5 protein-coding genes are annotated in these 3,477 nt (G+C 60.7%); 2 read left to right on the forward strand and 3 right to left on the reverse strand.

Translation table 11 applies throughout. The features are described 5' to 3' along the window. Positions 1-136, reverse strand: a 136-nt coding sequence (locus AC2VNK_RS09510; RefSeq protein ID WP_486883579.1) for a UvrD-helicase domain-containing protein, incomplete at its 3' end; no start/stop codon positions are given. A gap of 115 nt (positions 137-251) precedes the next feature. Here AC2VNK_RS09510 and AC2VNK_RS09515 point away from each other — a divergent pair. After that, positions 252-1,202 carry a DnaJ C-terminal domain-containing protein gene (locus AC2VNK_RS09515; protein WP_486883577.1) on the forward strand — a complete coding sequence of 317 codons (951 nt, stop codon included), beginning with the start codon at positions 252-254 and terminating at the stop codon, positions 1,200-1,202. Positions 1,203-1,226: 24 nt separating this feature from the next. Next, positions 1,227-1,523, forward strand: coding sequence for a chaperone modulator CbpM (locus AC2VNK_RS09520; protein WP_291521121.1), 297 nt, complete (start codon positions 1,227-1,229; stop codon positions 1,521-1,523). A 71-nt stretch (positions 1,524-1,594) separates the two neighbouring features. Here the strand turns inward: AC2VNK_RS09520 and dsbG are convergent, their stop codons facing one another. Next, the gene (dsbG, locus tag AC2VNK_RS09525; RefSeq protein ID WP_291521119.1) at positions 1,595-2,125 is read right to left on the reverse strand and encodes a thiol:disulfide interchange protein DsbG; all 531 of its coding nucleotides are present in this window, start codon (positions 2,123-2,125) and stop codon (positions 1,595-1,597) included. A gap of 146 nt (positions 2,126-2,271) precedes the next feature. Beyond that, positions 2,272-3,477: thiosulfohydrolase SoxB (gene soxB / locus AC2VNK_RS09530; RefSeq protein WP_486883578.1), on the reverse strand; the 1,206-nt coding region annotated here is incomplete at its 5' end.

The raw sequence follows: 3,477 nt of genomic DNA on the forward strand, positions 1-3,477 counted from the left end.
CTTCCAGCAAATGGGCAATGCGGCTGGTCAGCACCCGCGTTTTGCCGGAGCCCGCCCCCGCCAGCACCAGCGCCGGGCCGGGCGGCAGGGTTACCGCCTCCATCTGGCGGGGATTGAGAGCAGACCATTCAGACACAGCAACTCCTCGGGCTTGGGCATCCAAGCTTGAAAATACGGCATAATAACCGCATTGTGAAAGCAGACTTGCAGTCGGGCCGCTGTCTGCTATAACCAATGATAAGGGGGATGAGTTGGAATACAAGGACTACTACAAAATTCTGGGTGTCGAACGCAGCGCTGATGCCGACGCGATCAAGACGTCTTATCGCAAAATGGCGCGCAAATATCACCCTGACGTAAGCAAGGAAAAGGATGCGGAAGACCGCTTCAAGGATCTTCAGGAAGCCTATGAGGTGCTCAAAGACCCGGAGAAGCGCGCCGCCTATGACCAGTTGGGCAGCAACTGGCGCGCCGGTCAGGAGTTCCGGCCGCCGCCCGGCTGGGGACAGCAGGCCGGGGGTGGCTTTGGCGGGGGCGGCGCCGATTTTGGTGGCGGCGGGTTCAGTGACTTTTTCGAGTCCATATTCCGCCAGCAGCAGGGTGGTGGCTTTCGTGGCAGCGGGGGGGGCGGATTCCGCAGCCAGGGCGAAGACAGCGAGGCCACTATCCGCGTCAATCTGGAGGATGCGGCCCACGGCGCCCAGCGCGAGATCAACCTGGAAGTGCCCACCATGGGTCCAGATGGCCGTGTGCGCCGGGAAGCGCGGCGCCTGACCGTCAAAATTCCCAAAGGCATCCGCGAAGGCCAACGGCTGCGTATGGCCGGGCAGGGCGCTCCGGGCATGGGCGGTGGTCCCAATGGGGACCTGTACCTGCACATCCAGTTCCAGCCACACCCCAGGTTTCGGGTAGAGGGTAGCGATTTGTATCATGACCTGCACATCACCCCGTGGGAGGCGGTGCTGGGCGCCAGCGTCGAGGTACCCACCCTGGATGGCGGCGTGCGCATGAAGATTCCGGCCGGCAGCACCAGCGGGCAGAAGCTGCGGCTCAGTCAAAAGGGATTGCCGGGCTCCGGCAGCAAAACGCCCGGCGATTTGTATGCGGTGATCCAGATTGTCGTCCCCAAAAAAATCAGCGAGCCGGAAAAAGCCCTGTGGAACCAACTCGCGGAGATGTCCGACTTCCATCCCCGCCGCTGACCATAAGACCGAGGAGAATGCCCCATGGTTTCACCACTGATCACCGTCATCGAAGGGGAATTGCTGGAAGAGGGCGCTTTCTGCTTCGATTTCCCGCACTTTTGCACCCTGCTCCACTGCGCTGAAGGCGAAGCCGTGCAACTGGTGCGCTATGGCGTTATTCATCCCGAAGGTAGTGGCCCGCAGCACTGGCGCTTCCGCAGCCTCGATCTCTACCGCGCCCGCCTCAGTCGCCGCCTCAGCCGCGATCTGGAGATTGATATGGCAGGTGCGGCGCTGGCGGTGGACTTGCTAGAGCGGTTACGGGGCTGGAACGGTTAAGGCTAGGGGCGCACAGAACCTGGATTAGTCAGGCCAGTTGGTTCAAGACGACGAGCAGCAGTCCCGGTGATTCATAGCCCTTGCAGGATCTTGGCCAAGCTACCGGGGCTTGGGGCGCCGGTGATCACATCCACCTGGCCGCTACGCTTTTTATACAGGGTGGCAGGGACTCCGGTAGCATCGGTCACGGAAAAATAGTACAGGTTATGGCGCAACATCTTTTCGGTAGCGGGTGTTGGCGTCACCGGCGCGATGGCACCGCGATCGCCATGGAACCCCTTCTCGTTCTTTGCCAGCGCCTTTTGCGGGTCCGGCGACTCGAGAATGGCCGCCGCTTTGCCTGCGCTGCTTGGGGTCAGCATCCCCACGGGAATGAATCGCACGACGACCTGGCCCTTGCGAATGAAAGGCTGCAAGCGATTGTATAGGACATGGCAATAGGGACAGTTGGGATCCATAAAGACATAGATGAGCGGTCCCAGTCGACCTTCCTGTACCCAGCGGGCCTGTGCGAGGGTCCCCCAAAAGCCCATCGGAGCGGCCATAAGGGGGGCACTCCATCCGATGGCCAGCAACATGATGGCGAAAAGCACGCGGCGCATGGATTCTCCTTTTTTCAAGGCCCGGCCTGTGTAGACCGGGTCGGCGGGGTGCGGATCCCTGAATCACCGGAATCCGCCGTAGCGCTGCCCCCTCCTCGGTGAAACGTTATGCCGCTATCGTCTCCCTGGAGTTCAGGTTTGCTGAGTCAAAGACCATACTCTTTGGGAAATGCAATTCCGTGATTAGTCTTCATGTCGTTGGCGAGGCGTGGCAGGTCGAGCTTGTCGACACGGACGGTCTTTTGTGACCGGAGCCAATGGGCAACCACGTCCCAGACAGGCTTACCCTCCACGGGCGCGGTGGTCGGCGCCCAGCCGGCCAGCTTGTACTTTTTGGAGGGAGACATGGGCTTGCCACCGACCATCATGTCGCTGCAGCGGTGAAAGATGGGCTGGTCGGGGTCGAAGGCATACTGGATGTTGCCAACCCGGATCATGTCGCCGCCCTGCTGGTAGTAGGGATCCTTGTTGAAGATGTTGTCGGCGACCTGCTCCATGATGCTCTTGATCTGCGCGCCGGTGTACTCGGTGACGGTCACCTGGGGGTAAGTGATGGCGGTCTGGCCCATCAGATCCTCCATGGTGATGGTCTCGCCGGGCAGCTTGCAGTAACCCCAGCGGAAACCTGAGGAGAAAGCGGCCTCGCAGTCCATCTCCTGCATGAGGGCATTGCAGATCAACTGGTCGAAGGTGCCGTTGAAGTTGTCGCGCCGGTAGAGGAGGCTTTCAGTGACCGTGAGCGGTTCGGCGAGCTTGTCCTTGTAAGGGGCACGCACCTTCTCGATGTAGGCGGCCATCTCCGGGTCAGGCGGGATGAGGTTGGAGAAGACCGGCAGGTAGTGGAAGCGGAAGCCGTTGAGCTTGCCCTTGCCCACATCGAGGTCGAAGCGGGCTAGCACCTTGCCGTTGGTAGAGGTGTTGATGATGAGGGTCTTGCCGACCTTGAAGGGCCGGGGTCCCATGATGTCGTGGGTGTGGCCGCCGAGGATGATGTCGATGCCCTGCACCTGGGCGGCCATTTTCTTGTCCACATCGGCGCCGTTATGGGAGAGCACCACCACCAGGTCGGCCTGATGGTCCTTGCGGCACTCGTCCACCATCTTCTGCATGTGCCCGGGGTGAATGCCGAAGGTCCAGTCCGGGATCATGTAACGCGGGTTGGCGATGGGGGTGAAGGGAAATGCCTGGCCGATGATGGCGATCTTCCGGCCACTAACCTCGTGAATGGCGTAGGGCTTGAAGACCAGCTCTTCCCAGGTGGCACTGAAAATGTTCTGCGCCAGGAACTTGGCTTTGAGGCTCTTCTTGACCAGCTCATCGACCCGCTTCTGTCCGTACGTGAACTCCCAATG

This window comes from Acidithiobacillus sp. TH-A35 (assembly GCF_057473505.1).

Coding starts and splice junctions, on each gene's coding strand:
- AC2VNK_RS09520 (WP_291521121.1), top strand. CDS start 1,227: ATGGTTTCACCACTGATCACCGTCATCGAAGGGGAATTGCTGGAAGAG.
- dsbG (WP_291521119.1), bottom strand. CDS start 2,125: ATGCGCCGCGTGCTTTTCGCCATCATGTTGCTGGCCATCGGATGGAGT.